Here is a 25,246-nt window from a genome sequence, read left to right as displayed (position 1 = left end):
GGTGGGGCGCGAGTTCGAGATCCCCCTTGAGTCCATGGTCGAGGCGACGCCCGAGCAGGTGTGGGCGGCCATCACCACCGGGCCGGGCATCGACTCGTGGTTCATGGGCCGCAACGAGGTCGAGGGCGGCGCGATCCGCACCGCCTTCGCCGGGGCCGAGCTGCCCGAGTCCAGGGTGACCGCCGAAGACCCGCTCAAGCGCTTCGCCCACTCCGGCGTCCCGGGCCCCGACGGCCGTTTCGTGGCCTACGAGTTCCTGCTGGAGGGCCGCGGCCAGGGCAGCACCCTGCTCCGCATGGTCACCAGCGGCTTCCTGCCCGGCGACGACTGGGAGCAGGAGTACGAGGCGATGTCCACGGGCCTGGCCCTGTTCTTCGCGACGCTGACGGAGTACCTCGGCCACTTCGCCGGCCGGGCCGCGACCCCGATCACCGAGTCCGGCCCGCCGGTGAGCGACTGGCCGCGCGCCTGGCAGGCCCTGTACGCCGCCCTCGGCGGCCGCCCCGAGCCCGGCGACACCGTCCGGCTCGCACCGCCCGGCCTGCCCCCGGTCCAGGGCGTGGTCTACGTCCGCAACGCCCAGAGCGTCGGCGTCCGCACCCCCGACGCCCTCTACCGGTTCGTCCAGGGCATGGGCGGCAGCCTGCTCGCCATGCATCTGCTGTTCGGCGACCCCGCGGGGCAGGCTCCGGCCTGGCGGGCCTGGCTGGAGGATCTGCGGGCATGACGTCCGGATGAACGTGGTGGCGCTGTCCGACACCCACGCGCCCCGGCGGTGGCGCGCCTGCCCGCCCCGGGTGGCCGAGCACCTGCGCGGGGCCGACGTCATCCTGCACGCCGGGGACGTCTGCGTGCGCTCGGTGCTCGACGAGCTGGCCGCCTACGCCCCGGTGCACGTGGTGAAGGGCAACAACGACGGCCCCGACGTGGTGGCGCCGGAGACGCTGGAGCTGACCCTGGAGGGCCTGCGGATCGGGATGATCCACGACAGCGGGCCCGCCAAGGGCCGCCTGGCCCGCCTGCGCCGCCGCTTCCCCGAGGCCGCCCTGGTGGTCTTCGGCCATTCGCACATCCCGCTCGACGAGTCAGGCGAGGGGCTGCGCATCTTCAACCCGGGCTCCCCCACCGACCGCCGTCGCCAGCCGCACGGCACGATCGGGCTGCTGACCGTCGAGGACGGCGTCCTGACCCGCGCGGAGATCGTGCCCGTCAGCTGAGCGGCTCGACGGTGACCGGCACGCCGTTCAGCGCCGCCGTGCCGGTGAGCTCGTCCAGGAGGCAGGGGTCGGTGAGGTCGTTGGCGCTGGCGCCCCCCAGCGTGGCCGCGACCGACAGCAGCACGCCCGGCCGGTCGTGGCCGTAGCCGTGGGGCAGGCTGACCACGCCGGGCATGACGTCCTCGCTCGCGCTGACCTCCACCGTCACCTCGCCGCTGCGGGAGCGCACCCGGACCGGCGCGCCGTCGGTGAGCCCGCGGGCGCGCAGGTCGCCGGGGTGCATGAGCAGGTGGTGCCGGGGCCGGCCCTTGGCCAGCCGGGCGGAGTTGTGCAGCCAGGAGTTGTCGTCGCGCAGGTGCCGGCGGCCGATCAGCAGCAGCCCGGCGGGGGCGGGGGCCAGCAGCTCGGCGCGGGCGCGGGCGAGCCCGTCGAGCAGGACGGGCGGCGCGGCCTGGACGCGGCGGCCCGGCGTGCGCAGCCGGCCGGGCAGGCTCGGCTTGAGCGGGCCCAGGTCCAGCCCGTGCGGGTGGCGGCGCAACCGCGCCACGCTCAGCCGGTACGGCCCCGCCCGCAGCCCGAGGTCCACGATCCGCTCCGGCGAGAGCCGCAGCATGAGCCGGTCGGACAGCGACCCGGCCCGGACCAGGCGGCCGTATCGCCGGGCCAGCTCGCGCAGGATCTCCCAGTCGTGCCGGGCGCCGGGCGTCCTGGGCAGCACGGCCGGGGCGTAGCGGGCGTGGTCGCGGACCGCGACCAGGTTGAAGACGAGGTCGTAGTGGTCGCGTTCGAGCAGGTCGGTGGGCGGCAGGATGACGTCGGCGTGCCGGGTGGTCTCGTTGACGTAGAAGTCGAGGCTGACCATGAAGTCGAGTCCGGAAAGGGCCCGCGACAGCTCGTGCCCGCCGGGGGCCGAGCGCACCGGGTTGCCGGCGATGGTCACCAGCGCCCGCACCTGCCCTGCGCCGGGCGTGCGGATCTCCTCGGCGAGCGCCGCGGCGGGCAGCTCGCCGCCGAACTCCGGCAGGCCGCGCACCCGGCTGCGCCACCTGCCCTCGTGCCCGGGGTCGATCAGGCGGTTGCGCACCGGGTCGACGGCCGGCCTGCTCATCAGCGTGCCGCCGGGCCGGTCGAGGTTGCCGGTGACCAGGTTCAGCAGCTGGATCCCCCACTGGCACAGGGTGCCGAACCGCTGGGTGGACACGCCGATCCGGCCGTAGGCGGCGGCGCTGGGGGCGGCGGCGAACTCGGCCGCGATCCGGGTGATCACCTCGGCCGGCACGCCGGTGACGGCCTCCGCCCGCTCCGGCGTGAACGCCTCCAGCGCCGGGGCCAGCCGGTCGAGCCCGTCCACGTAGGGCGCGGGACGGGCGGCGCCGCCGGCGACGATCAGGCCGACCATGGCCAGGATGAGCGCGGCGTCGGTGCCGGGACGGACGAAGTGGTGCTCGTCGGCGATTCGGGCGGTCTCCGTGCGGCGCGGGTCGAACAGCACCATCCGGCCGCCGCGGGCACGCAGGTCGCGGATGCGCCGGACGACGCCGGGCGCGCTCATCACGCTGCCGTTGGAGACGGCCGGGTTGGCGCCGAAGGCCAGGAAGTAGGCCGTGCGGTCGATGTCGGGCACGGGGAGCAGCCACTGGCTGCCGTACAGGTGGCGGGCGACGTACTGGTGCGGGAGCTGGTCGAGGGAGGCGGCGGAGTAGCGGTTGCGGGTGCCCAGCAGGCGGGCGAACGGCGGCGCGTGCGTCAGCGCGCCCAGGCTGTGGACCACCGGGTTGCCGAGGTAGACGGCCACGGCGTCGGGGCCGTGCACGATGCGCGTCCCGGCCAGCCGGGCGGCGACCAGGTCGAACGCGTCCGCCCAGGAGACCTCGCGCCAGCCGTCCGGAGTGCGGACCACGGGACGGCGCAGCCGGTCGGGGTCCTCGCGCACGTCCTGCAGGGCCACCGCCTTGGGGCACAGGTGCCCGGCCGACAGCGGGTCGTCCTCGTCGCCGCGGATGCCGGTGATCCGGTCGCCGTCCAGGTCGACGCGCAGGCCGCACATGGCCTCGCACAGGTTGCAGGTCGCGAGCCGGGTCACCATGCGACCAGGCTATGAGCGGACGGGCCCGTCCCCGAGCCGCCACCCCGGCGACCGTCCGACCAGGTCGGCGCGGTATGCGCAGCTCGGGGCCGGTCAGGCGCCGCGGTCGCGGGTCAGGGCGCCGCCCGCCATCGGCGGCAGGGGCCGGTCGTGCAGCCACGCGGTCAGCAGCGCGCCGGCCGGGACGTGCCGCTCGGCGTGCGCGGCGAACTCCCGCGTGGTGACGCTGCCGTACCGGCGGCTGTCGGCCCAGGAGCGCAGGAGCGTGAAGAACGCCTGGTCGCCGGCCGCCCGGCGGAGGGCGTGCAGGGTCAGTGCGCCGCGCTTGTAGACGCGGTCGTCGAACAGCGCGGCCGGGCCGGGGTCGGCCAGCACGAAGTCCTGCGGCAGGGCGGCGAGCCTGCGGTGCCAGCGCAGCGCGTGCTCGTCCGCGGGCGGGCCGCCCGAGCGTTCCGACCACAACCACTCCGCGTACGTGGCGAACCCCTCCTGCAGCCAGATGTCGGCCCACCCCGCCACGGTGAGGCTGTTGCCGAACCACTGGTGGGCCAGCTCGTGCGCGACCAGCCGCTCGCAGCCGCGCGCGCCGTCCACGTGGTTCCTGCCGAAGATCGACATGCCCTGCGCCTCGACCGGGATGTCCAGGTCGTCGTCGGCCACGACTACGGTGTAGCCGCTGAACGGATAGGGCCCGAACAGCTCGCCGAACAGCGCCATCATCTCGCCCTGGCGGCCGAAGTCGTGCCGGGCGCGGGCGGCCAGCCGCGCGGGGTGGGCCAGGCGCGCGCCGCCCGCCTCCGACAGCTGGTAGCGCCCGATCTGCACGCTGGCCAGGTACGTCGCCATGGGCTCGGCCTGCTCGTAGACCCACGTCGTGGTCCCGGACGCCCGCCGCCTGGCGGTGAGCACGCCGTTGGCGATCACCTGGTACGCCGGCGCCGTCGTCACCGAGATCCGGTAGGGGGCCTTGTCGTCCGGCCGGTCGTTGCACGGGAACCAGGAGGGCGCGCCGATCGGCTGACCGGCCACCAGCGCGCCGTCGGTCAGCTCCTCCCAGCCGAGGCCGCCCCACGGGCTGCGCACCGGGACGGGCGTGCCCGCGTACCGCACCTCGACGACGGCCCGCTCCCCGGCGGCCAGCGGGCCGGGCAGGGTGAGGCGCAGCTTGCCCTGGCCGTGCGTGTGGCGGACGGCCCGGCCGGCCACCGTGACGCCCTGGACGCGGAAGTGGCCGAGGTCGAGGCCGAGATCGGCGAGCGGCTCGGCGGCACGGACCGTCAGGCGGGCGGTGCCGTCGAGCCGGTTGGCCGCGAGCCGGTAGTGCAGCGCCAGGTCGTAGTGCTCGACCGCGTACCGGTGGTCGCCGTGCCCGGGGAAGTACGCCGTCATCGCCACGCCGAGACGGGGTTGCCGAACCACCGGCTGCCGCCGGGCAGCGCCTCACCGCGCATGACCAGGGACGCCGGCCCGACCGTCGTGCCCGCGCCCACCCGCGCGGCGGGCAGGACGACGCCGTGCGGGCCGAGCGTCGCGCCGGCCTCCAGCGTCACCGTGTCGATGCTCATGACCCGGTCGTGGAACAGGTGCGTCTGCAGCACGCATCCCCGGTTGACGCACGCGCCGTCGCCGAGCGCCACCAGATCCGCCTCCGGCAGCCAGTACGTCTCGCAGGTGACCCCACGTCCGACGCGTGCCCCGAGGGAGCGCAGCCACACGTTCAGCGGGGCGGTCCCCAGCCACGGCTGGGCGAACCAGGGCGCGGCCAGCACCTCGACGAAGTTGTCCGCCAGCTCGTTGCGCCACACGAACGAGCTCCACAGCGGCCTGTTCCCGGCCTTGATCCGGCCGACCAGCGCCCATTTGGCGGCCGTGGCGACCGCCGCGGCGAGCACCCCGGCGGCCAGCACCACCAGCCCGCCGAGCGCGGCGGCCACGGCGAAGCCGTGACCGGCGGCCAGCCACTCGAACGCCGCCACCGCCAGCACGGCCAGCGCGACCACGCCCATCGCGGGCACCACCCGGCACACCTCGACCAGCGCCCGCGCCGTCCGGTACCGCGCGGGCGGGTCGTAGGTCCTGCTGCGGTCGGCCTCCTCGGCCGTGCGGCGCAGCTCCATGGGCGGCATGCCCACGTACGAGGAGCCCGACTTGGCCTTCTTGGGCGTCGCCGACAGCACGCCGACCAGGCCGTCCTTGGGCACCTTGCGGCCGGGGGCGGTCATCCCGGAGTTGCCGAGGAAGGCGCGCTTGCCGATCCGCGCCGAGGCCAGCCGCATCCAGCCGCCGTCCAGCTCGTACGGGGCCACCATGGTGTCGTCGGCCAGGAAGGCGCCGTCGCCGACGGAGGTCATCGTGGGCAGCGCGAGCACCGTGGACAGCTCGGCGCCGCGGCCCACCTTCATGCCGAGCGCCCGCAGCCAGACGGGCGTCAGGACGCTGGCGTACAGCGGGAACAGCCACACCCGGGCCGAGGCCATCAGCCGGCCGGTCACCCACGCCTGCCAGGCCGGACGGCTGTGCACCGGATGGTGACCGGGGTGCAGGCCCAGGCCGAGCAGCCGCACGCCGGCCAGCGTGACCAGCGCGAAGGCGGCCATGCCGGCGACCGTGGCCAACGGCACGGCGGGCAGGGCGGCGGCCAGCGCGCCGCCGAGCGTCGGCTCGTCCCCGGCGAAGGCGGCCAGGACGGCGAGCGCGACACCGGCCGCGGCCACCGGGAGCAGGCTGAGCACGACCGCGCTCACCCCGTACAGCGCGACCCACGGGCGGGAGCGGGCGGCGCGCTCCGCCGGCCGGGAACGGCGCGGCTTGCCCTGGCGGAAGGCCGGGACGCCGGCCCAGCGCTCGCCCGACGGGACCGTCCCGGCCACCGCGGAACCGGGGGCGACCTGAGCGTTCTTGCCGACGCGCGCGCCGGGCAGGAGGGTCGAGCGGGAGCCGACGGTGGCGCCCGCGCCGATGCGGATCTCGCCGACGCGCAGCAGGTCGCCGTCGTACCAGTGGCCGGACAGGTCGACCTCCTGCTCGACGGAGGCGCCCCTGCCCAGCTTGAGCAGGCCGGTGATCGGCGGAGGCGAGTGCAGGTCGGCGTCCGGGCCGACGGTGGCGCCGAGCAGCCGGGCGTACCAGGCCATCCACGGCGCGCCGGCCAGGTCGGGCACGCCGAGCCGGTCGGCGAACCGCTCGGCGAACCACAACCGCAGGTGCACGCCGCCGCCGCGCGGGTGGGCGCCGGGGCGCACGCCGCGCAGCAGCAGCCGGGCGACCGCCGCCGACAGGCCCATGCGTCCCATGGGGGTGACGAACGCCAGCGCGCCGAGCGTCACCCACCACCACGACAGCCGCGGCGCCCACGGCGGGGCGAGCACGTTGCCGAGCGCGGCCAGCGGCACGACCCAGCGCAGCGCGCCCACGGTGAGCAGCGGGATCATCAGCGCGGTCTGCGCCAGCGCGGCGCGTTTCGGCATGGGGGCGGCCGCGGCGTGCGCGGGGGCCTGCGTCCCGCCCCTGGCGGCCAGCAGCTCGGCCAGTCCGGCGAGGGTCGGGTGGGCGTAGACGTCGCCGACGGCCACGTCGGGGCAGGTGGCCCGGAGCACGGAGACCAGGCGGGCGGCGGCCAGGCTGGTGCCGCCGTCGGCGAAGAAGTCCGACCCGGGCCCTTCCGGGCGCACGCCGAGGATCTCGGTCCACTGCGCGGCCAGCAGCTCCTGGGCCGGGGTCAGGCCGGGGTCCGCGGCGGCCGGGCCGTCCAGCGGCCACGGTAGCGCGTCCCGGTCGATCTTGCCGGAGGTCCTGGTGGGCAGGGCGTCCACAGGGGCCAGGCGGGGCACGAGCGCGGCGGGCAGCGAGCCGGCCAGCAGCTCGCGGGCCCGTCCGGCGTCGAAGCCGGGCCCGGTGACGACGTAGCCGACGAGCACCTGGTGGCCGCCGCCCGCGGTGCGGACGGCCGCGGCCGCGCCGGTGACGCCGGGCAGCGCGTTCAGCGCGGCGTCCACCTCGCCGAGCTCGATCCGGCGTCCGCCCAGTTTCACCTGGTCGTCGGCGCGGCCGGCGAAGACGAGACCCTCGGGCTCGGCGCGGACGAGGTCGCCGCTGCGGTAGGCGCGCTCCCAGCCCAGGGACGGCAGCGGCGCGTACTTCTCGGCGTCCTTGGCCGGGTCGAGGTAGCGGGCCAGGCCCACGCCGCCGATGATCAGCTCGCCGGTCTCGCCCATGGCGACCGGCTCGCCCGCGCCGTCCACGACCGCCAGGTCCCAGCCGTCCAGGGGCAGGCCGATGCGTACGGGCCCCTCCCCCGTCAGGCGGGCGGCCGAGGCCACCACGGTCGCCTCGGTGGGCCCGTAGGTGTTCCACACCTCGCGGCCGGGCACGGCCAGCCGTTCGGCGAGCTCGGGCGGGCAGGCCTCGCCGCCGAAGATGAGCAGCCGGATGCCGTCGAGGTGCGCGGCGGGCCAGAGCGCGGCCAGCGTCGGCACCGTCGAGACGGCGGTGACGCCCTGCCCGGCCAGCCAGGGGGCCAGGTCCATGCCGGTGCGCACGAGCGCTCTGGGCGCGGGCACCAGGCAGGCGCCGTGCCGCCAGGCCAGCCACATCTCCTCGCAGGAGGCGTCGAAGGCCACCGACAGCCCGGCCAGCACCCGGTCACCGGGGCCGAGCGGCCGGTCCTGCAGGAAGAGCCCGGCCTCGGCGTCGGCGAACGCGGCGGCCGAGCGGTGCGTCACCGCCACGCCCTTGGGCCTGCCGGTGGAGCCGGAGGTGAAGATGATCCAGGCGTCGTCGTCCGGGGTGGGCCGCTCGGGCGTGGCCGCCTGGCGGGCGGGAGTGACCGGGCCGCCGTCGAGCACGGCGTCCACGGCGGCCTCGGCGAAGACGAGTTCGGCGCGTTCGTCCGGGTCGTCGGCGTCCACGGGGACGTACGCGGCGCCGGCCGCGAGCACGGCGAGGATGGAGACGTACAGCTCGGCGGTGCCGGAGGCGATGCGCACGCCCACCCGGGAACCGCGCCCGACGCCGGCCGCGGCCAGCTCGGCGGCGACCCGGTCGACCTCGGCGCGCAGCGACCGGTAGTCCAGGCACACGGCGCCGTCGTCCAGCGCGGGCGCGTCGGGGTGGCGGCGGGTGGTCTCGTCGAGGATGTCGATCAGCGTGCGGGGCGGCGCGGCCAGCATGCCCGCCGGGTAGACCGCCGACGCGGTCCTGAGTCTTAAGTCTGCCGAGTCGGTGCGCAAACGCTGCTCCTTCGGTCGGGCGGTCGGCCCCGGCCCGTCAAGGCCGCGGGCTGCCACTGTCGTGGCGTTCGCGCCACCTCCGTTCGCAACGGTCGCCGATTCGCCAACTATTCCACGATGTGACGGAGATCGCCGTGCCCGGCGGGGGCCGGTCGGGTCAGCGGAGCCAGGCGTCGACGGCGGCCAGCAGGTCCGCCTTGAGGGCGTCCGGGGCGAAGGAGGCCCTGATCGAGGCGCGGGCCAGCTCGGCCAGGACGTCGTCGCCGTACCCGAAGACCTCGCGCAGCCGCAGGTACTCGTCGGCCAGCGCCGTCTCGCCGTCGGTGTTGACCGTGACCGCGAGCCCCGCCTCGCGCAGGCGCGGCAGCGGGTGCTCGGCCAGTGACGGCACCAGCCCGAGCAGGACGTTCGACGTGGGGCAGACCTCCAGCGGGACGCCGCGCTCGCGCACCTCTGCCACCAGCGCCGGGTCGTCCAGCACCCGGATGCCGTGGCCGAGCCGCTCGGTGCGGCCGAGGTCCAGCGCCTCGCGGATGCTCGCCGGCCCGGCGGCCTCGCCCGCGTGGTGCACCAGGTGCAGGCCCGCGTGCCCGGCCGCGGCGAACACCTCGGCGAAGGGGGCCAGCGGATGGGCCTCGTCGCCCGCGAGCCCGAGGCCGATCACCTCGTCGTAGCGGGTGGCCAGCTCGTACGTCCGCCACAGCCGCTCCAGGGGCCGCCGCCTGGAGTGGTCGAGCAGCACCCGGGCCTCGACGCCGTACCGCCTGCCCTCGGCCAGGCCGTCGAGCACCGCCTCCAGCGGCATCTCCGGGGCGCCCAGCCGTTCGCCGTGGGCGGCGGCGGTGAAGGTGACCTCGACGTAGCGGGTGCCCTGGGCGGCCTCGTCCTCGCAGAACTCCAGGGCGACGCGCCGGAAGTGCTCAGGGGTGCGCAGCAGGCCGCGCACCTTGGCCCGCTGGTCGGCGAACTCGCGGAAATCGGCGAACGGGCCCTCGGGCTCGGGCGGGCCGCCCAGCTCGCGCACGGTCGCGGGCCGTACGGTGCTCTCCAGGTGGACGTGCAGGTGGGCCTTGGGCAGCAGGCGGAGGTCTCTCACTCTCCGGGAGGTTATCGCCGGGTGATGCGGATTTTCGACTGCTTATGTGGGCCCTGCTCCCAGTCGTCCATGAACGTCGCTTTCAGACCGTGCTTGCGGGCCAGTTCGACCAGCGTCTCGGTGCGGTAGTAGAAGTCCTCGCGCAGGACGTGGTGCTCCTCGCCCTCGGTCCGGTCGAAGGTGAAGTCGAACCAGCCGTCCGGCTTCATGACCCGGCCCACGTTGGCGAAGCACTCCTCGATGACCTCGATCGGCGAGTGCGAGAAGACGCTGTGGGCGTGGACGACGTCGAAGTACTCGTCCGGCAGGAACGCCAGCCGCAGGTCGCGCACCGGCGCCAGGTACGGCAACTTGTCCTGCAGGGCGTGCTTCTCGACCGTGTCCTGGGCGGCCAGCAGGATGTCGGGCGAGATGTCGATGCCGTAGTAGTTGCCGGTGAACAGGTAGCCGATGAACAGGCGGCCGGCGCGCAGGTTCCCGCAGCCGATCTCCAGCATCCGGCAGTCGGGCTTGAGCCCGTGCTCCACCAGGTAGTCGAACTGCATGCGTCCCAGGGCGAGCCAGCGCCGGTGCCGGTGCGACCCCACGGCGCCCTCGGGGTCGCGGGCCGTGTCGGACCTCATGACGGCGCGGTAGTAGGTGACGTGGTCGTGGGTGCGGAGCCGGAACCAGGTGTCGCGGGCCAGCCGGCGCAGGTGGGGGGCGATCCTGTGGGGGTGCCGGAACGCGTAGGCGGCCTGGTGGACGAGGCTCGTACGGGAGCGTTTCACGTTGGGCAGAGTAGGTCCGGCCCACCCGGCCCGCTCCAGGCTCCACACACTCCAGAGCGCCCTTTTACCCGCCCTTTCCCACCCCTGGACCGCTCTTCCCCGTGGGTGACGGGCGCGTCGCCGTGGCGCGCGGCACGCGGGTGCTCGGGTGGCCGTCGCCGGGGTGGACGGAGGTCGTGCCTGTCGCTGGTCGCGCCGGCGTCGCGGCGGCTGGTTCGGTCGACAAGGCGGTGACGCTCCACGTCCACGCGGCGAGCCCTGCTCGGCGTGTCGCGTGATGCCGTTCCCGGGCGGGAACGATCGGCTCAGGCAGCGGCGTGCCGCCGCTCCCGGGACCGGGCGGTCAGCTCAGGTAGTCGCGCAGCGCCATGGCCCGGGAGGGGTGACGCAGCTTGGACATGGTCTTGGCCTCGATCTGCCGGATGCGCTCACGGGTGACCCCGTAGACGCGGCCGATCTCGTCGAGGGTGCGCGGCTTGCCGTCGGCCAGGCCGTAGCGCATCGTGATCACGCCCGCCTCGCGCTCGGAAAGCTGGTCGAGCAGGCTGTGCAACTGCTGCTGCAGCAGCGTGAACGAGACCGCGTCGGCCGGGGAGACGGCCTCGGTGTCCTCGATCAGGTCGCCGAACTCGCTGTCGCCCTCCTCGCCGAGCGGCGTGCTCAGCGAGATCGGCTCCCGGCCGTAGCCCTGCACCTCCGACACCCGCTCGACGTCGAGATCGGTCTCGGCGGCGATCTCCTCGGGGGTGGGCTCGCGGCCCAGGTCGGACTGCAGGCGGCGCTGCACGCGGGCCACCTTGTTGATCAGCTCGACCATGTGCACGGGGATGCGGATCGTCCGGGCCTGGTCGGCCATGGCACGGGTGATGGCCTGCTTGATCCACCAGGTGGCGTAGGTGGAGAACTTGTAGCCGAGCCGGTAGTCGAACTTCTCGATCGTCCGGATCAGGCCGAGGTTTCCCTCCTGGATCAGGTCGAGGAAGAGCATGCCGCGGCCGGTGTAACGCTTGGCGATGGAGACGACGAGCCGGAGGTTGGCCTCCAGCATGCGGCGCTTGGCACGAAGGCCGTCGTCGGCGATCCACTCCAGGTCGGCACGCAGCTCGGAGGGCAGGCCGGGCTCGCTGTCGAGCCGTTCCCTGGCGAACAGGCCGGCCTCGATGCGCTTGGCCAGCTCGATCTCCTGCTCCGCGGTGAGCAGCGGGACGCGCCCGATCTCCTTCAGATAGGTCTTGACCGAGTCGGCGCCGACGGCCGTGCCACCGTCGGCGATGGTGTCGTCCAGTTCGAGAACCTCTGCTGCTTGGGACAAAATTCTCTCCTCGCTCGCGTTGGGTGGACGCTCAGTGACTGAGCCGGCCTGCGGGCAGGGCCGGCGGGGAAACGTAGCGGGCCGATAGGCGTCGGAACCTTCAGGGCATGAGGGAACGGAAGAAGCGGGGCCTGGCAGGGCCGTCTCTGACCAGGCTACCCAACACTTCCTCGAACGTGGCTTCGACGAACACCCGATCATCGCTTCCCCGCCGGCGCCGTCCACCCCCTGACCAGCCCCCCAACCCCGTCCCCTCGCCACCACCCCCGCCGGCCGACGGCACTCCAGAAGACGCCCGCCCCCTCGCCCCGCCCTGGCCTGCTTCACGGCCTGCACGCTTCGGTGAGAGCCGGTCGCCACGCGCATGCGAAGACGCTGTCGATCAGGACCCTCGATGACGTCCACCGCCATGGCGCTCGGGTGCTGGAACGCGAGGCCCGCCGGGCGATCGTCGGGGGGCGGGCCGCATTCGGGCAGGAACTGCGGACCGCGGATGCGCGTGCTGCCGCCCGGTACGACACGGACGTCCACTGCAACCCCGGTTGCGTCATCCGACGCGGCCTTCCGGCTCGGTCACGGGCCACCCGTCCAGGTGCCGTTACGTGACCGAGCCGGAAGGGACCTACTTCCGATGCACTAGGGGCATTGGATCATGCCGCCGCCGTCTCCTTCGCTGGAGACCTGGCTGAAGTGGATGTAGCGGTCCGGCTGGCCCTGGCCGCCACGCCAGGTGTACCAGCGGTTGTCCCCGCCGCTGTAGTCTCCACGAACCCAGCAGCGCGGGTAGATCTGCGTCCCCGCATAGCAGGTGAAGAGGAAGTTGGGCTGTCCGAGCCGGGGAGAGCTGCGGACGTTGCCGTCGTACTTGCACTTGAAGATCAGGGCGGTGGCTGTGCTGGCCGAGGCCACTGCGGGAGTCGCGGTGAACAGCACACCGACACCACCCAGCGCTACGACGGCGCTGCCCAGACCGGCGGCCAGACGTCGAAGCGGCATTTTATCGATCACGGATTGCCTCTCGCGGCTCGATGAGGAGGCACGCCCCAGTAGGCGTGTCAGGGCTCAGCCTTGGCGGCTGCTGAATTGTCCGGAACCCGGCTTCACCGGCCCAGACAAACGTCGTCCGCGGAGTGGTCGCAGCAGTTCATGACGTCGGGCTCAGGATCGTCACCGAGTTCCGGCCCCGCCCGGGACCCCACGGTCACGGTTCAGCTTGACAGTTGATCTCGTAGGCACAAGATTGTTGCGCCCTCCCACCATCTCCAGAGGAACGTGATGAAGCGGACCGTCATGGGTGTCATCCTGACCGCGGGCCTGGCACAGCTCGTCGCCGTCCCCGCCCAGGCGGCGTCCGGGAACGGCCCTGTAGAAGCGCTCCGAGCCGCATTGACCCGCGGTAAGGGCGTGAACATCGTGTCCACCGCGAAGGTGGACCACGGTCGCGCCGGGTCCTACACCCAGGCCCTGGACGGCACGGTCGGGTTCGGGCCGCAAGGCGAGATCGCCTCTGACACGTCCCAGCGCGTGCGGTTCAGCAAGACGGTGATGAGCGGTCTGAAGAAACTCGGCATGGCCGAGGACGCCGCCGCTGAAGAGCTGCCCCTGAGGGTGATCTCGTCAGGCCACGACGACTACGTCTCCGGCCCCCGATTCGCCGACGTACTGCCGCAGGGCACGAGCTGGGTGCGCTATCCGCACACCGATCTGCCGGCCAGCAACCCGCTGCTGGAGGTTCTGGAGCCCGCCACGCTCAAGACGCTGCTGGCTCACCGCACGTCCTGGCGGGGCGGGGTGGTGAAGGGCATGATCAAGGCTGACAAGCTGGTCAAGGTGTCGCGTTCTTTCGCCTCGCGCTTTCGCGGCTACTCCTTGAGCGAGCCCGTCAGCACCATCTCCTACACCATCCGCCTGAGCACGGCCGGACTGGTGGAGCGAGTCACGGCCAAGGGGGTCATGCACCACTGGAAGGGGTCCGTGTTCCGGCTCACGGCGGACACCCGCTACTCCACCTGGGGACGGCAGGTCACCGTTGCGCTGCCTCTGCAGAGCGAGGTGCTCGATCAGGAGCAACTCGAAGGCAAGGTGCCCTACGGGGTGCCTGGTGCCTGGAACTAGCCGCTTGGCGCTGTTGCGACACCATGATCACGTGCGGTATTGATCACGGATGTCCTTGATACGGGTGATCACGGCCGCGGCCGAGCTGCTCGACAAGACCTCGCGGATGCGTCCGGGCCGGTCGTGGGACGATCCCGCGCTGGAGCAGGCGCTGCGCCAGGTGCGGGCCGGACGGCTGGAGCCGGGCCTGGAGCTGGTCCGCCAGGCGCGCGACGACCACGAGGTGCGTGCGCTGCGCGTCGAGCAACTGGGGATCGCCGCCCGTGCGCACACCGAGGCGCTGCTCCGGCTGGCCGGCGACGACCCCGACGCGTTGCTCTGGCTCGGCGCCGCCCGGATCCAGCGGGCATGGGCGATCCGCGGCGGCTCCTACGCCGCGTACGTGGGCGACCAGCGCTTCGCCCGCTTCCACGAGGTGCTGGCGGACGCCGCCGTCCCGCTGCGGCAGGCCGCCGAGGCCCGTCCGGACGATCCCGTTCCGTGGGAGCGGCTGCAGTGGCACGCGCTCGGCGCGCAGGCCGGCCGACAGGAGCTCGACCGCCTCTGGACGGAGCTGACCGCCCGCGCTCCGCACCTGTATCCGGGCCACTACACCCGCGTCCAGGTGCTGTGCGGCAAGTGGTACGGCTCCGACGACGAGGTGCTGGCCTTCGCCCGCCACGCGGCGGACGCGGCGCCGCCGGGCGACCCGGTGACGGCAACGCTGGCGCTGGCCCACTTCGAAGTCGCGTGGGGCCGGATCGGCGAGTCGGAGCGTACGGCGCGGGAGATCCTCGAAGGCTACTTCGGCGACCCTGAGGTGGCCGGCCCGCTGGTGGCGGCCTCCGACAAATGGCGCGAGGGCGCCCGGCCGCATCCTAGGGCGCTGGACGCCGCGCACCTGTTCGGCGCGGCGCTCTTCCACGGCGGCCACCTCACCGGCGCGCAGCGCCTGCTGGAGGGCTTGGGCAGGCGCATGCCGGAGAACCAGCCGTGGGCGGTCGGCAGCCTGCTGCCGGGCCGCCACTACGCCCGCGTGCGGCGGGACCTCGGCCTCGCCTAGGTGTCCGGCCTGCTGCAGCAGAGCCCGGCGCTGGAGGCGGCCGCCGAGCAGCCCGCCGCTCTGGCCCCGCCGGTCACGATCTGGGTCGCTGATCCGGCGCCGCCACCTTGATCTCGAGCGCGATCTGGAAGACGTCCGGCACGGGCACGCGACGGCGACGCCGCCTGTGGGCTCACCGTCCCGGAGACCGCGTTCAGCGCGCGGTACGAGCCGCCGCGGCAGCCGCCACGACTGCGGGGAAGCCCTCCAGCCGGGCCCCACCCGCATCGACGTCGTGGCGACGACCCGGTGCCGCACGGTGAAGGCCGCCCGGACGGTGCCGGCGCGAGCCGTCGCCGCCCCGGATCGGGGGCGGCGGTCGAGTGGCTGGCTTGACGCCAGGAAGTGTGAGTGGTTTATTACTCACATGACGACGAGCCGAGCGCGACAGCTGTCCACCGCCGACGAGCGCCGGGAGACGGTGCTCGCCACCGCCATCGGCGCCTTCGCGGCCCGCGGCTACTGGGGCACGACCACGACGGAGGTCGCCAAGGCGGCAGGCATCTCCCAGGCCTATGTCTACCGGCTGTTCCCGAGCAAGGAGTCGCTGTTCGTGGCGGTCGTCGAGCACTGCTTCGTGAAGGTGCGCGGCGCGCTGGAGCAGGCGGTGGCCACCCATGCCGGCGGCTCGGCCGAGAGCGTCCTGCGCGCGATGGGCGACGCCTACGCGCATCTGATCAGCGACAACGATCTGATGCTGATCCAGCTGCACGCCCAGGCGGCGGCGGTGTCCGAGCCCGCCGTGCGCGAGGCGGTCCGGCAGGGCTACGCCCGTCTGGTGGAGTACGTGCGCGGCGCCTCCGGTGGCAGCGAGGCCCACGTCCAGGACTTCTTCGCCCGGGGCATGTTGTGCCACCTGCTGGTGTCCACCGGCGCCGACGAGGTGCAGGCGCCCTGGGCGCGGACCCTCTCGGCGGGCATCACGCACTATTGAGCCATCCCGGGCGACGTCGGCGGGGCGCGAGCCCCGCTTCTTTCCCACGCAAGAGTGAGTGATTAACCACACACAATGGAGTCGGAGATGCGTAAGACAGCCACTGGCCCAGCGCTCGCCGCCTTGGCCGCGGCGCAGTTCCTCGTCGTGCTCGGCAACTCGATCGTGAACGTGGCGCTCCCCCAGATCCGGGACGGCGCCGGTCTTTCCGACGACGCCACGACGTGGGTCGTCAACGCCTACGGGCTGGCGTTCGGCGCCCTGCTGCTGGCCGGCGGGCGGGCCGCGGACCTGCTGGGCCATCGCAGGCTCCTGCTCGGCGGGCTGGCGGTTTTCGGGACGGCCTCGGCCGCGTCGGGTCTGGCGTCCTCGGCGGGTGTGCTGATCACGGCCCGTGCCGTGCAGGGGATGGGAGCGGCGGCGATCGCCCCGGCTGCGCTGGCCGTGGTGATGGGCCTGTTCCCGCCTGGCCCCGGCCGGGGCAGGGCGCTGGGGGTGTGGGGCGCGGTCTCGGGCGCCGGCGGCGCCGCCGGGGTGCTCCTGGGCGGTCTCCTGGCCCAGGCGTGGGGCTGGCGGGCGCTGTTCTTCGCCGTCACCGCCGGTACCCTCGCGGTGCTGCTGTCCGTCGCGCTCGGCACCCCGCGTGCCCAGCCGCGCCGCGGCGGCCGGTTCGACCCGCTCGGCACCCTCACGATCACTCTGTCCCTGACTGGCCTGGTATGGGGTCTGAGCACGGCACGCGCACAAGGCTGGACCGACGGGCGCGTCCTGTGCGCCCTCGCCGTGGCCGCCGTCCTCGGCGCGGTGTTCGTCCTGGTGGAACGCCGTCATCCCGATCCGCTGGTGCCGCCGCGGCTGGTGCGGGGCGGCCGGGTGGCCGCGGGCAACCTGCTGATGGCCGTGTTCGGGTCGGTGTGGCTCGCGCTGTTCTTCTTCCTGCCGCTCTACCAGCAGGAGGTCCTCGGCGAGAGCCCGCTGGTCACCGGCCTGGGCCAGCTTCCGCTCGCCGGCGCCGTCATGGTCGGTTCCGCCCTCTCCCCCCGGCTCACCGCCCGGCTCGGATCCCGCCGGACGCTGGTGTCCGCCCTGCTCGTGCAGGCCGCCGGGACGCTGTGGCTGGCGCAGATCAGCGCCGCAAGCAGCTACCTCGCCGACGTGCTCGGTCCGAGCCTGCTCATCGGGCTCGGTCTCAGTGTCGCCTTCATCCAGCTCACCGACCTGTCCATGGCCGCAATCGCCAAGGAGGACTCCGGAACGGCCGGCGGGCTGGTGAACACCACCCGCCAGGTCGGCGGCGCGATAGGGCTCGCCGTCCTGGCCACGCTGGCCGGGTCGGTCACCGCAGGCTCCTCTTCACCGCAGCTCCAAGCCCTCACCGACGGCTACCGCGCGGCGTTCGCCGCCTCGGCCGCCGTCCTGCTCGCCACGGCCGTCCTGGCCGCCTGGCTGACCCGTTCGACCGAAAGGAACCCCGAAATGCGCACCATCGACGAGACCGCTCCGGTGATCGTCCGCCTGTCCACCACCATCGACGCCCCGATCGATCGTGTGTGGGCGCTGCACACCGGCATCGACGCCTGGCCGACCTGGAACGACGACATCGACACCGCCACGCTCATCGGCCCGGTGGAGCCCGGCGGCTCCTTCCGGTGGACCACCCACGGCCTGGACATCACCTCCACCGTCTTCGAGGTCGTCCCCGGCGAGCGGATCGTGTGGGGCGGCCCGGCCGGCGGCATCGACGGCGTGCACGTGTGGACGTTCACCGCCGACGGCGACCGCGTCACCGTCCACACCGAGGAGTCGTGGGCCGGGGCGCCCGTCGAGGCCGCCGCCGAGCAACTCGGCCAGGCCCTGCACGCCTCACTCGAATCCTGGCTCACGGCCCTGAAGACCCACGCCGAGCAGCCCGCCTGATGACGACCCGTGTCACCGCAGAACACCCGCACCACATCAAGGGAGAGGAATTCCCCATGACCACCAAGCCCTACCTGACCGGCCACTACACCCCCGCCGTCGACGAGATCACCGCGACCGGGCTGACCGTCGAAGGCCACCTGCCGCCCGAGCTGAACGGCCGGCTGATCCGCAACAGCCACAACCCCAAGCCGGGCGTCACCCCGACGCACTGGTTCAAGGGCAGCGGCATGGTCCACGGGATTCGGCTGCGGGACGGCCGGGCCGAGTGGTACCGCAACCGGTGGGTCCGCACCCCCGCCCTGGACGGCGCCCCCTACATGACCGAGCACGGTCCGGACCTGACCGCCAGCCCGGCCGGCACGCACGTCATCGAGCACGCCGGACGCCTGCTGGCCTTGTGCGAGGCGAACTTCCCGTTCGAGCTGGACGCCGAATTGGAGACCGTAGGCGCCTACGACTTCGACGGCAAGCTGCGCAGCGCGATGACCGCCCACCCCAAGACCGACCCCGTCACCGGCGAACTGCACTTCTTCGGCTCCTCGCCGTTCCCGCCCTACCTCCTGTACTACATCGCCGACGCCAAGGGGCAGATCGTGCACAGCGCCGAGATCTCCGGCGCCTCGGCCTCCCTCAAGCACGACTTCGCGATCACCCGCCACCACGTGGTCTTCGTCGAGGGCTCGGTCACCTTCGACCCGACCGAGCACTCCGGCATCCCCTATGGCTGGAGCGACGCCCAGCCCTCCCGCATCTGCGTCATGCCGCGCACCGCCGACGGCGCCGCCAAGATCCGCTGGTTCGACATCGAGCCCGGCAACATGCTGCACGCCGCCAACGCCTATGAGGACGGCCGGGGCCGCATCGTCCTGGAGGGCCCCACCGTCGACCGGCAGGGCTTCCAGTTGTCCTGGAACTGGTGGGTCGGCGCGCCGGGCCGCGGCACCGAGCCCAACACCCGCTCCTACACCCGCCGCTGGGTCGTCGACCTCGCCCAGGGCAGCGTCGACGAGCAGACGATCGACGACCTCGCCGTGGAGTTCCCCACCCTCAACGAGGACTACCTCGGGACCGAGAACCGCTACACCTACGCCATCTCCTTCCCCGACCAGGACGGCTTCGGCGGCTACGGCGTCGTCAAGTACGACCGCGCGACCGGCGCCCGCCGCGTCCACCAGGCCGGCGACGCCCGCCTGCCCAGCGAGGCCGTCTTCGTCCCCGCCGAAGGCGCCACCAGCGAGGACGACGGCTACCTCCTCACCGTCGTCTCCGATCTCAAGCAGGACGCCTCGCAGCTCCTGGTCCTGGACGCCACCGGCCTCGACCGGATCGCCACCGTCCACCTGCCCCGCCGCGTCACCGGCGGCATCCACGGCTCCTGGATCCCCGACACCGACCAGTAGCCGAGCCTTATGAACCGTCAGGCACGTCAGGCCAATTCGCTCCAGCAGACGTGCACGACACGTTGTCCAGGCTCGTCAGGGCTTGTTGCGCGGTCACCCCGGCGGCCGGTCAGCCTTCTGGGTGCCCGTCGTAGACGCGGATCTTGTATTCGGTCGTCTCCAGGGCGAGAGTGAGCTCGCGGATCTGCCGCACGATGCGGTCGCGCTGGTCGAGCATGATGTGCCGGCGTTCCGGGACGGTGCTCGGGCCCTGCTCGACGAGGGCGATGTAGCGCTTGAGATCCTGCATGGTCATTCCCGACAGCCGCATCCGGGTGAGGAAGACGAGGCGGCGCAGGTCGAACACCGAGTATTCCCGGTAACCGGAGGCGTTGCGTGCCGGCCGCAGCAGTCCCTCCTGCTCGTAGTAGCGGAGGGTGTGGGGGGACAGGCCGACCAGGCGGGCGGCCTCGGCGACGCTCCTGGGCGTCGCCGAGGCCTCGATCGCGGTGTCGTCCAGGAGTTCGTGCAGCGCGTCGATGACCGACGCGGACGGTTCGTCGCCGGCCGCGAGGATGCGCTCGATCAGGTCTTCGGTGGCCATGTTCGACAGGGTACGGAGCTCAGAACGCGCGCAGCGCGGGCGGCATGCCGGGAAAGTCGGCCGTCTGGCTTACATGCGCCCACTTCTCGACGTCGCTGAGCGCGTTCGTGTAGCTGCGGGTGAGATTGCGCACGGCCTCGGCGCCGAGCGGAAGCCTGAGCGGCGCGCCGGGCGTGTCGAGGATGTCGCGGATGGCCAGGGCGGCGCGTGCCGGGTCGCCCTCCTGGACGCCGTCGGCCTCGGCCATGTTCGCGCGGACGGCGCCGAGCACCTCGTCGTAGACCGGGTGGTGGTCCACGGTCCTGAGCACGTCGGCGGAATTGAAGGCGGTGCGGAAGCGGCTGGGCTCGGCGATGAGGACGCGCACGCCGAACGGCGCGACCTCGCCCGCCAGCGCCTCCGACCAGCCTTCGAGCGCGAACTTGCCGGCCGAGTAGCTGCCGACGCCGGGGAAGGACATCCGCCCGCCCTGACTGCTCATCTGCACGATCGCACCGGAACGACGCGCACGCATGTGCGGCAGCACCGCGCGCACGTAGGCGGCCGGACCGAAGAGATGCTGGTCGAGCATGTCGCGCAACTGCGCGTCCGTGACCTCCTCCGCGGCGCCCACCTGCCCGGCTCCGGCATTGTTGACGAGTACGTCGACGTGCCCGAACGCGTCGAGCGCACGCCGTACGACCGCCGCGGCCCCGTCCGTGTCGCGCACGTCGTGCTCGACCGGCAGCAGCCGGTCACCGTACCGAGCCCGGAGCGCGTCGAACCGGCCGGCCCGCCGCGCCGTGCCGAGCACCTGCTCGCCCGCGGCCAGCGCCGCCTCGGCCAGCGCCAGGCCGAGCCCGGAGCTCGCGCCGGTGATGATCCAGGTCTTGGTCCCGTTCGTCGTGGTCATGACGGCGAAGATAGACATTCGAGCGCGCTCGAAGGCAAACAGGCCTTCCGGCGGCGCGACGATGATCGTCGCTCTTGGACGGCCGGGGATCGTGGGAGGCGGCGTGGCCGGTTCGGTGGACGTTCGTGCGGCCGCAGCGAACCGCTGAGTGCGCCGGTGGAGCAGGCGCACCGGGAAGCGCGAGCCGGCCACGGCTGGGGGTGTGCCCTCCCCGACTGACGGCGGGCGGCGGTCGGGCGCGCGCCGGGCTTCGTCGGCCGCCGGATGAACATGATCGTCGGGGGTGTGGCAGGCTGGCGCCGAAACATCACCACAAGTTCGTCAGCGCCTGGTCGGTCGGTGGAGCGCGCTGGCGTGCCTGCTTGGCCGCGGCACGACCAGTCACCTCTCCACGCGGGATCGCGGTCGTGTACGCGCCGAGCCGTACACGAAAGGATGACCATGTCCACCGACCAGTTCGGGCTCGCCGAAGGCGCCTACGTCCCCGATCCCGACCGGGACACGACCCTGCTCCTGGACGCGTTCTACGACCATCTCGCCGCGATCCTGCATGAGCGCGCGCTTCCTGGCGATCTCGTGTCCGCCATGCGGGCACGGCAGAGCGAACTCGAAGCGGCTCAGCAGTCCCTGATCGTTGATGAGCCCGCCCGCCACAACCTGCGCATGACCCTGGCCCTGGTGGCCGCCTACGCTCTGCTCCTGCCCAGGCTGGGCCGGGAGGCGGCCGTCGCCGTCGTACGAGCGTCGTTCATCGAACCGCTCGGCGACGCTCTGAAGGAGGGCACCCAGGCGGTGCTGGACAACGCGCCGGACGCCTTCGCCGCCATGGTCGAGCTGAGCAGGTCACGCGAGGAGTACGCGTTCGGGAAGGGATTCGTCTTCGACCGGACCGTCGAGGACGACGAGCGCTACCACCTCGACGTGCACCGGTGCTTCTACCACGACGTTCTGGTCGCCAACTCGGCACCGGAGCTGACCCCGGTCATGTGCGCGTTCGACATCAACTGGATCGAGTCCATCGCGCCCGACCGGCATGGCTTCCGGTTCGATCGCCGGACCACCATCGGAACGGGCGGCACGCACTGTCCCTTCCACTTCAGTCGAAACCGCAGCCGGAATGGGGCAACGGGCTGATGCTCTGACGGTCACGCCGTCCGGGGGCTTCTTCGCGGTCGCGGCGGAGCCCCCACGCGCCGCGGCGGCCCTTGGGCGCCCCGCGCGATAGGTGAGACATCTCCTGCTCCGGCGCAGCCACAGCGACGGTGACGCCCGGCATCAAGAGTGAGGAAGGGATGGCCGGGGGCCATCGCGTGCCGCAGGGTGTCGTGACGGGTCTCGTGGCGTCCTTGATGGCGGGGTTGTCCCAGAACGGATTGTTGAGCGAGTCGAGCAGCCGCCGCACCAGCACGTAGCACCGGTCGCCGCCGCTCGGGCGGCCCCCTCGGGACAGGGCGTCGTCGAAGGCGTCGCTCAGCAGGTGCCGTTGGACGGTGTTGAAGAGCAGGGATCGAGCCCGGCCGCTCCGGCCATCAGCCTGATCTCCCCACCGTCCTGCTGTTCCGGTTTTCGAGGGGCAGGAGGAGGCAGAACTCGCCGAGGGGGCAGGAGACGATCGCACTACGACGCCGGGAGTAGCGCCACCTCGGCGACCGCGAGGTGACCGGCGGCGACGAACTCGCTCCCCAGGCCGCCACCCCGAGGATCGCGAGCAGCGGCGTGTGCGGCCGTCGTCCACCGCTCACGCGGCCTTCGCGCTGAACGCGGCGGGCGACTGGCACGGGTTCCGCACGGCGGCGGCGCCCCGCCGATGGCACCTCATATCATCAGGCTGGGGTCCCCAGCCTCGTCATGGCGGTCACCTCGCCGTGCGGCAGCCGCCTGGAGACACTCGCCGACCGGCCGGAGTCGATGTCCTCCAGCTGAGGATCACCGACTCCACAGGACCGGTGTCAGCGGCCAGGAGGTGGTCGCCGACGCGCCGCAGGGCGCCTGGAGCGCAAGAGCGTCGCCGATCGCACCGACGGCCGGCCTGACCTGATGGTGACAGTCGCAGGCTCTGAGGCGGGCGCGAACCCTGAATCTGCTGCCCGGTGGCCGCTGCCGCTTGCCCGAGCCGTCACTGATCACGTCGGCTGCCTGCGACCTTGGGGGATGAGGCTTTCGATGGCTGTGCAGAGCAGGTGGATGCTTCGGTGGAACTTCTCGTCCTGGCCGTGTCCGGGGGCTTCTTCGAAGGTCAGGGGGAAGCGGGTACGCAGGTCGGCGTAGTGCTCCGGGGTGAGGGCGGGGGGTTCGGAGTCGCTCTGTTCCTGGAGGGCGAATCCGGTGATGTGGCTCAGGAGGGTGTCGGCGGCTGTGACGCGGTGCGGGTCGGGGACGCCGGCGTCCAGCAGGGTTCGCAGGAGGCGCTCCATGAGGGACAGACTCCCGGTGCTGAGCATCTTGGGGCTGTCGGCCAGGAGGATGGCGCCACCGGGGTGCTCGAGGAGGCTTCGGCGGAGGGTGAGGGCCTGGACTTCGATCTCCTCGCGCCAGGTGGATTCGGGCGGAAGTGCCTCCAGGGCGGCTGTGGCGGCGTCGTATGCCTGCCGGCAGACGCGGTCGGCCATCATCGTCAGCAGGTCGCTCTTGCTTTTGACGTGGTAGTAGAGGCTGCCCGCCGTGGCGTCGAGGCGCATGGCCACCTGGCGCATGGACAGGCCGTGGTAACCGCACTCGGCGAACGTGGCCATCCCCGCATCGACGATTCGCTCCTGGGTGAGCTTCATGTCCCCACGGTAACGCATTTTGAACGCTGTTCAAATCTTGTGCTAGCCTCCGCTGCAACGTTTTTGAACGGTGTTCGAAATGGGGTCTGCCTTGAGTGAGTTGCTGTTCTTCGCCACCACGGCCGCGCTGATGGTGATGATGATCAACGGTGGGCTGGCCTTGGGGCCGTGGCGCGGCCGGCCCGTCCCGTGGGTCGCGGTGGTGCTGACGGCGCTGGCCGTGAGCGGAGTGCTGATCCAGCTGGTGTGGCCTGGCGCCATGGACACCCTCGACAACGACCCCGCCAAGACCGGATGGTGGCGAGTCGTGACCTCGGTCTTCATGCAGAACGGCGGCGTCGCCGGAGCCGTGTGGAACATCGCGACGCTCGCCGCCGTGGCGGCCTTGGCGCAGTGGTTCTGGGGTGGGCTGCTGACGGCGGCGCTGTTCGCGGGCGGCATCTTTCTGCCGGAGCGGGTCGACGCACTCCTCGGGATGGGCGGCCCCAGCACCGACCCGCGTAATTTCGCCGGCAGCTCGGGGGCCACCTACTTCCTGGGGGCGACCCTGGCCACGGCCCTGTTGATGCGGACCCGGCTCGTCAAGGAGCGGCTGCTCGCGGTCGGCGTGCCGGCACTGGGACTGGTGATGTGGTTCGCGCAGGGCAACGGACACGGGCTGGTAGCGGTGTACGGATTCGCGGCCGGCCTCCTGGCGTGGGTGGCGTGGCGAGGGATCGCGACCTTCCGGGACCGGCTCCCGCGCGCAGCCTGAGGCCTCCTGGCCGCGCGGCGCGTCTCGCGCGGGCCGACCGCCGCGCCCCGCTGACCCGGGTGAGCCTGGTCATCTCGGGCTCCGCGATGGCCACGTCGAGTCCGACGCGGGACATCGCCGGCTGGCACGGCACCGCTGGACGCGCTAGGCAGGACCATGGTCGTGCTCCCGGCGAGTGCGTCCTCAGCCGGCTTTCCACTCGATGAAGTCGGAGATGGTCCCCGTCCCGGGCTCGGCGCCCGCCGAGCTTGCCCCTGGCCGTACGAGCGCAGCTCTACGGCGAGACCGACCGCATCGACCCGCTGGCCGTGTCACTCGACGAGGACGGCTGGCTGGAGGCGCTCCCGGCCGCTCGGCCGGGGGTCGTGGTCATGGACGGGCTCTACCCGTGGATGACCAAGCCCACCTTCGTCCGGCTGCTGCGCCGGATCACCGCCCACTTCGAGCGCAGCGAGGTCTTCCTGCTGGGCTTCTCCAAGCTCTCCAGCCGGATGATGCGCACAGTCGTGCCGGCCATCAAGACGATCGGAGCTCCCGTCAACGAAGGCCTCGACGAACCTCGCGACGTTGAGCGCTGGAATCCCGCAGCTCGCTCGCAGGTGCCGCGCCAGTGCAGGGTGATGTCCTTGGGGGAGGGCGTTCCGCGGGCACCTGTGAAGGAGAAGGCGCCTTGTGCGGCGGCCTGCGCGGTGTGGGCTTGGGCGGGCGCCACCGCGCCGACCAGCGCGCCGATCGCCGCGGTGGCCACTGTCGTCGCGGCCAGGCGTAGGAGGTGCTTCATGGCGGGCTTGCCTTTCTGCTTGGCTGAGGCGAGCAGGTCGAGGGCGTGCTCGGCTTGGGGGCAGGTCGCTCTATGTTGCGGTGGGAACATGGCGCCTCCGGGAAGAGCATGATCGGACACTCCCAGCATGCGATAACAATGAGTAGTTGAACTATGGCCGTCTGATCACTTTGCGCTACCGCACCCCGCCCCGACACCCGCCGCGGCGACCACGCCATCCCCGCCGGCCGCCTGGAGACGCTGTTCACCGGCCCCGCGCATGCGCTAGGTGAACGGTTGCTGTGGAGGCTGCTGCACGAGACCGCGGCC

19 protein-coding genes and 1 pseudogene are annotated in these 25,246 nt (G+C 72.7%); 9 read left to right on the top strand and 11 right to left on the bottom strand.

What is annotated here, in order from left to right; all coding sequences use genetic code 11:
• Position 1 precedes the first annotated feature (1 nt).
• The gene (locus AB0C33_RS43715; RefSeq protein WP_358299234.1) at positions 2-727 is read left to right on the top strand and encodes an SRPBCC domain-containing protein; all 726 of its coding nucleotides are present in this window, start codon (positions 2-4) and stop codon (positions 725-727) included.
• Positions 728-734: 7 nt separating this feature from the next.
• Positions 735-1,217 carry a metallophosphoesterase family protein gene (locus tag AB0C33_RS43710; protein ID WP_352329954.1) on the top strand — a complete coding sequence of 161 codons (483 nt, stop codon included), beginning with the start codon at positions 735-737 and terminating at the stop codon, positions 1,215-1,217.
• Here the strand turns inward: AB0C33_RS43710 and AB0C33_RS43705 are convergent.
• From AB0C33_RS43705 to AB0C33_RS43675, 7 genes and pseudogenes are all read right to left on the bottom strand, one after another.
• On the bottom strand, positions 1,210-3,303 hold the full coding sequence (locus AB0C33_RS43705) for a molybdopterin-dependent oxidoreductase (RefSeq protein ID WP_358299231.1): 2,094 nt from the start codon (positions 3,301-3,303) through the stop codon (positions 1,210-1,212). The two genes, AB0C33_RS43710 and AB0C33_RS43705, sit on opposite strands and share 8 nt — an antisense overlap.
• A gap of 93 nt (positions 3,304-3,396) precedes the next feature.
• The gene (locus tag AB0C33_RS43700; protein ID WP_358299255.1) at positions 3,397-4,692 is read right to left on the bottom strand and encodes a M1 family metallopeptidase; all 1,296 of its coding nucleotides are present in this window, start codon (positions 4,690-4,692) and stop codon (positions 3,397-3,399) included.
• Positions 4,689-8,531 carry a Pls/PosA family non-ribosomal peptide synthetase gene (locus AB0C33_RS43695; protein ID WP_358299228.1) on the bottom strand — a complete coding sequence of 1,281 codons (3,843 nt, stop codon included), beginning with the start codon at positions 8,529-8,531 and terminating at the stop codon, positions 4,689-4,691. Before AB0C33_RS43695 ends, AB0C33_RS43700 begins: the two co-directional genes overlap by 4 nt.
• Positions 8,532-8,688: 157 nt before the next feature.
• Complete coding sequence (gene add / locus AB0C33_RS43690) at positions 8,689-9,627, bottom strand: adenosine deaminase (protein ID WP_358299226.1); 939 nt, start codon at positions 9,625-9,627, stop codon at positions 8,689-8,691.
• A gap of 11 nt (positions 9,628-9,638) precedes the next feature.
• The gene (locus AB0C33_RS43685; RefSeq protein ID WP_358299223.1) at positions 9,639-10,397 is read right to left on the bottom strand and encodes a class I SAM-dependent methyltransferase; all 759 of its coding nucleotides are present in this window, start codon (positions 10,395-10,397) and stop codon (positions 9,639-9,641) included.
• Positions 10,398-10,740: 343 nt separating this feature from the next.
• A pseudogene (locus tag AB0C33_RS43680) lies at positions 10,741-11,643 on the bottom strand (RNA polymerase sigma factor); the annotation flags it as partial.
• A gap of 702 nt (positions 11,644-12,345) precedes the next feature.
• Positions 12,346-12,717, bottom strand: coding sequence for a hypothetical protein (locus AB0C33_RS43675; protein ID WP_358299220.1), 372 nt, complete (start codon positions 12,715-12,717; stop codon positions 12,346-12,348).
• 267 nt (positions 12,718-12,984) lie between these two features.
• Between AB0C33_RS43675 and AB0C33_RS43670 the strand changes: the two genes are divergently transcribed.
• The 5 genes from AB0C33_RS43670 to AB0C33_RS43650 all read left to right on the top strand — a co-directional run bounded on the left by AB0C33_RS43670 (position 12,985) and on the right by AB0C33_RS43650 (position 19,159).
• On the top strand, positions 12,985-13,824 hold the full coding sequence (locus AB0C33_RS43670; RefSeq protein ID WP_358299217.1) for a hypothetical protein: 840 nt from the start codon (positions 12,985-12,987) through the stop codon (positions 13,822-13,824).
• Positions 13,825-13,873: 49 nt separating this feature from the next.
• Positions 13,874-14,866, top strand: a complete 993-nt coding sequence (locus tag AB0C33_RS43665; protein ID WP_358299214.1) for a hypothetical protein — start codon at positions 13,874-13,876, stop codon at positions 14,864-14,866.
• Positions 14,867-15,272: 406 nt separating this feature from the next.
• A complete protein-coding gene (locus AB0C33_RS43660; RefSeq protein ID WP_358299211.1) occupies positions 15,273-15,839 on the top strand; it encodes a TetR/AcrR family transcriptional regulator in 567 nt (188 codons plus the stop codon).
• Between the two features lie 87 nt (positions 15,840-15,926).
• On the top strand, positions 15,927-17,756 hold the full coding sequence (locus AB0C33_RS43655; protein WP_358299207.1) for an MFS transporter: 1,830 nt from the start codon (positions 15,927-15,929) through the stop codon (positions 17,754-17,756).
• Positions 17,757-17,812: 56 nt separating this feature from the next.
• Positions 17,813-19,159 carry a carotenoid oxygenase family protein gene (locus AB0C33_RS43650; protein WP_358299204.1) on the top strand — a complete coding sequence of 449 codons (1,347 nt, stop codon included), beginning with the start codon at positions 17,813-17,815 and terminating at the stop codon, positions 19,157-19,159.
• 109 nt (positions 19,160-19,268) lie between these two features.
• Here the strand turns inward: AB0C33_RS43650 and AB0C33_RS43645 are convergent, their stop codons facing one another.
• Positions 19,269-19,742, bottom strand: a complete 474-nt coding sequence (locus AB0C33_RS43645; protein WP_358299201.1) for a MerR family transcriptional regulator — start codon at positions 19,740-19,742, stop codon at positions 19,269-19,271.
• A 19-nt stretch (positions 19,743-19,761) separates the two neighbouring features.
• Complete coding sequence (locus AB0C33_RS43640) at positions 19,762-20,634, bottom strand: SDR family NAD(P)-dependent oxidoreductase (RefSeq protein ID WP_358299198.1); 873 nt, start codon at positions 20,632-20,634, stop codon at positions 19,762-19,764.
• A gap of 441 nt (positions 20,635-21,075) precedes the next feature.
• Here AB0C33_RS43640 and AB0C33_RS43635 point away from each other — a divergent pair, with 441 nt between their 5' ends.
• Complete coding sequence (locus AB0C33_RS43635; protein WP_358299195.1) at positions 21,076-21,768, top strand: L-2-amino-thiazoline-4-carboxylic acid hydrolase; 693 nt, start codon at positions 21,076-21,078, stop codon at positions 21,766-21,768.
• A 989-nt stretch (positions 21,769-22,757) separates the two neighbouring features.
• On the opposite strand, the gene AB0C33_RS43630 is transcribed toward AB0C33_RS43635, so the two are convergent.
• The gene (locus AB0C33_RS43630; RefSeq protein ID WP_358299192.1) at positions 22,758-23,402 is read right to left on the bottom strand and encodes a TetR/AcrR family transcriptional regulator; all 645 of its coding nucleotides are present in this window, start codon (positions 23,400-23,402) and stop codon (positions 22,758-22,760) included.
• Between the two features lie 91 nt (positions 23,403-23,493).
• On the opposite strand from AB0C33_RS43630, the gene AB0C33_RS43625 reads away from it, so the two are divergent.
• Positions 23,494-24,156 carry a hypothetical protein gene (locus tag AB0C33_RS43625; RefSeq protein ID WP_358299189.1) on the top strand — a complete coding sequence of 221 codons (663 nt, stop codon included), beginning with the start codon at positions 23,494-23,496 and terminating at the stop codon, positions 24,154-24,156.
• A 382-nt stretch (positions 24,157-24,538) separates the two neighbouring features.
• Here the strand turns inward: AB0C33_RS43625 and AB0C33_RS43620 are convergent, their stop codons facing one another.
• Positions 24,539-25,066, bottom strand: coding sequence for a hypothetical protein (locus AB0C33_RS43620; protein ID WP_358299186.1), 528 nt, complete (start codon positions 25,064-25,066; stop codon positions 24,539-24,541).
• Positions 25,067-25,246: the final 180 nt, after the last annotated feature.

This window comes from Nonomuraea sp. NPDC048881 (genome assembly GCF_040649795.1).
Taxonomy (GTDB): domain Bacteria; phylum Actinomycetota; class Actinomycetes; order Streptosporangiales; family Streptosporangiaceae; genus Nonomuraea.
The sequence above is the reverse complement of the archived record's forward strand: the minus strand, read 5'-3'. Positions and strand labels throughout refer to the sequence as shown.